This window comes from Pseudonocardia bannensis, from assembly GCF_012911875.1.
In the GTDB taxonomy this organism is placed as follows: domain Bacteria; phylum Actinomycetota; class Actinomycetes; order Mycobacteriales; family Pseudonocardiaceae; genus Pseudonocardia; species Pseudonocardia bannensis.
In genome coordinates, this window is the sequence record NZ_JAAXKZ010000231.1 from 1 (window position 1) to 3,248 (window position 3,248).

Genomic DNA, 3,248 nt, shown 5'->3' on the forward strand with positions numbered 1-3,248 from the left:
CCTCGACGCGCGGCGGCCCGAGGAACAACAGCAGCCAGAAGCGCCCGATGTAGGCGAGCGTCAGCGCCGCGGCGGACACGGCCAGCACCGTCGTCAGCGGACCCGCAGCCAGCGCGGCGGTGAAGAACAGCTCGTCCTTGAAGAACCCGACGGTCAGCGGCAACGCGGCGAGGCTGGCCGCCGCCACTCCGGCGGCCGCCGCCAGCACCGGCATGCGCCGGGCCAGCCCGCCGAGCCGCGACAGCCGGTCCTCCCCGGTCGCCATCGTGACCGCGCCCGCCGTCATGAACAGCGCGCTCTTGGCGATCGCGTGGGCGATCACGTAGAAGGCCGCGGCACCGTTGCCCGCGGCGCTCCCGAGCCCGTACATCATCACCATGTAGCCGTACTGCGAGATCGTGGAGTAGGCGAGCACCTGCTTGAGCACGTCCTGGCTCAGCGCCAGCACACCACCCACGAGGATCGACGCCACCCCGACCGCCAGCAGCCCGGTCAGCACCGCCTCGCTGCGGGCCAGCAGCGGGTGCACCCGGCCGAGGACGAGTACCCCGGCGGCGACCATCGCCGCCGAGTGCAGATAGGCCGAGACGGGCGTCGGCGCCGCCATCGCCCGGGGCAGCCAGAAATGCAACGGGACCTGGGCGCTCTTGGCCAGTGCGGCCACCGCCAGCAGGGCAGCCGCAGCGGTGGTGACCGGGCCCGCTTCGGCGCGCTCGATCAGCTCCGGGATCGCGAAGGTGCCGTGGGTGGCGTAGAGCAGCACGGCGGCAACGAGCATCGCGACGGCGCTGACCACCGTAACCAGCAGGGCCATCAGCGCGGCGGTGCGGGCCTCGCGCCTCGCACGGTCGAACCCGATGAGGAAGTACGAGCAGACGGCGGTGAGATCGAAGAAGACGAAAAGCAGTACGAGGTCCTGCGCCGTGGCCAGACCCACCATCGCCACGGCGAACAGTGCCATCCAGGGCCAGAACCGCCACCGTTCCGTCCCCGGTCTACGCTCGTGCTCCAGGTGCAGTGTGAGGTAGCGGGTGCCGTAGGCGAAGACCAGCGCGCCGATCCCGGTGGCGAGCAGCGCGTACAGGGCGCCGAGCCCGTCGAGCGCGAAGCTCCACCGCAGGTCCAGGGTGGGTGCCCAGGGCAGCGAGAACGCGACGCCGCCCGCGAGCCAACCGACCAGCACCAGGGCGAACCCCGCCAACGCTGCCGCGCAGACCGCCCACCCGAGCCACTCCGCCCCGAGCCCGCCACGCCGCGGCCGCTCACGGCGCGCCGTCACTTGACCCGAACCGGGGTCATAAGCAGCTCCTGAATCGGGAGCGGGCATGGCAGCAACGTACGCGTCGAGCCTTCCGCGCGCAGACTGTCGCTCCCGGCGTCAGAACGATGCCCCGGTCGGCACGGCCGCGGAGGCGGGCGCCTCGGGAGAGGACGCAACGCAGGTCCGACCGCCTCGGTTAGACACCGGCAAGGTCACCGCAGATGCCGTTGGGAAGGCAGCGGATGGCGGAGGTCCTGGTGTTGTCCGACGCTGGACGCCGCGCAGCTCGGCATGATCGCCGACGACCGACGGGAGTTCGACGAGGCCGGTCCGGTGTACGCCAGATGTTCGTTTCGAAACCGTCGTTGTCGCGCCCGTCGCTGCCGAATCCGGGGCCGGGACACGCGGGAGGTGCGGGAGGGGTTCTGCCGATAATCCGATCCCGGTCAACGCGCCATCCCGGTGAGCCCGGCCAGTCGACGTTCCACGTCGGCGAGTCGGTCGGGCAGGGAACGGCTGTGCAGGATCTCGGCGATCGGTCGGCCTCATCGTGCTGCATGACGCTGGTCTGCACCGAAACGTCGGCGTCGTCCGGATCGTCGGTGTCGTAGATCAGCAGTGAGCGCCGCCCAGCCCGGTCGGCCAGAACACCGGACCGCTGCCCGGCCCGGGTACGGAACTGGTGCACGGCGCCGATGCCCGCAACGGTGCTGTAGGTGATGTCCACTTCGCGGGTGCTCCCTCTCGCGGTCGGGGTCGGGGGCCGCCAGCCCCCGTTACGCTGACCGCCGGAGCTGCCGGGTGGCGGGTGACGCCCGGGCCGTGAGGCTCCCGGCCCAGCGAATCAGGTCGGCGTCGAGGCGGACCTCGATCCTGCTGAGCTCCACGCGCGCGACCTCGACACCCCACTCGCGGGTCCTGGCGTTGACCCTCGACGTCAGCTCGCCGCGCTCGTTGACCGCCGACTCGGACAACTCGACCAGGTCGCGCTCGGCGACATACCGGCCGATCTCGGCCTCCAACGCGTCGGTGGTCGCCGACTCCGCCGGGTCGGTGGTCAGGGCGTACCGAACCGGGTCGAACACGGAGATGAGCGCGGCGCCGTTAACCGTCACCGACACCCCGTCCCCGGTCGTGGCCTCCAGCCACATCACGTCAGCCCAGGTCCTGCGCAGCGGCACCCGAACTCCGCGGTCGATACCAGGCAGCACGACCACGAGCCCGGGACCCTTCACCTGATGGCCCCTGCACCCGCGCCGGAACCGGACGAGACGCTCGTCTGCGGGAACGACGCGAAACGAGTACACGGCAAGCACCGCCAGCACCAGGACGCCCGCCACCATCCACGCGAGCACGGTGTCGCTCATCGCCATCGCCTCCCTCTCCGGCTGCCCGGCCCGCCCGCCTCGAACGACGCCCCGACCCTCCTCGGACGCCCACTCGCGCCGGCACGCGGAGAATCGTGAATGGCACCGGCGACCAGGCGACGGCTCCGCTCACGCCTCGCACGATGGCCGCTCGGCCCAGGCTGGTCCGGCTCACCCCCAAGATGCCCGTCCGCGAGCCCGGCGGCACCGGCTGCCATCGGCCACCTTGCCCCACCAGACTTGCCGACTCCTGGCAACCACGGGCCCCCGAGCCAGCGCGCGGCCACCGCCGCCCTCGTCCTCGCGGACCACGACGCCGTCGAGCTCGCCGTAGGTCACCCTGCCGATCCGGGTGTCCACGTTGCCCCGGATCGGGACGGCCTCCAGCCCCCGCCCGAGCGCGTGCAGCTGCACGGCCCGCCGCGGCGAGCCGGTGCCGATCCGCGACCCGGCGGCCAGCTCGCCGAGCACCCGGCCGCCCGGATCAGGTCCGGGGACTGTCTGATCTTGGGTGTAACTGGTCCTGACACGCCGAGCGCGCTCGGCGGGAAGGACCCGTAGTGACCGAGATGATCGAGTCCGTGCCGGCTCGAGGAGATCAGCAGCAGCTCGCCCAGGAA

At 71.9% G+C, this 3,248-nt stretch carries 3 protein-coding genes and 1 pseudogene; all 4 read right to left on the minus strand.

The genetic code is table 11. From position 1 onward, the window contains the following. Positions 1-1,279, minus strand: a 1,279-nt coding sequence (locus HF519_RS29715; RefSeq protein ID WP_312860428.1) for an NADH-quinone oxidoreductase subunit 5 family protein, incomplete at its 3' end; no start/stop codon positions are given. A 178-nt stretch (positions 1,280-1,457) separates the two neighbouring features. After that, positions 1,458-1,988: a cation:proton antiporter regulatory subunit gene (locus HF519_RS33660; protein ID WP_498072996.1), complete on the minus strand. Its 531-nt coding sequence runs from the start codon at positions 1,986-1,988 to the stop codon at positions 1,458-1,460. Between the two features lie 49 nt (positions 1,989-2,037). Then, positions 2,038-2,628, minus strand: a complete 591-nt coding sequence (locus HF519_RS29720) for an SPFH domain-containing protein (protein ID WP_169416269.1) — start codon at positions 2,626-2,628, stop codon at positions 2,038-2,040. 306 nt (positions 2,629-2,934) lie between these two features. Beyond that, positions 2,935-3,105 (minus strand): annotated as a pseudogene (locus HF519_RS32090) (hydroxymethylbilane synthase); the annotation flags it as partial. Between the last annotated feature and the right edge of the window lie 143 nt (positions 3,106-3,248).

Coding starts and splice junctions, on each gene's coding strand:
- HF519_RS29720 (WP_169416269.1), bottom strand. CDS start 2,628: ATGAGCGACACCGTGCTCGCGTGGATGGTGGCGGGCGTCCTGGTGCTG.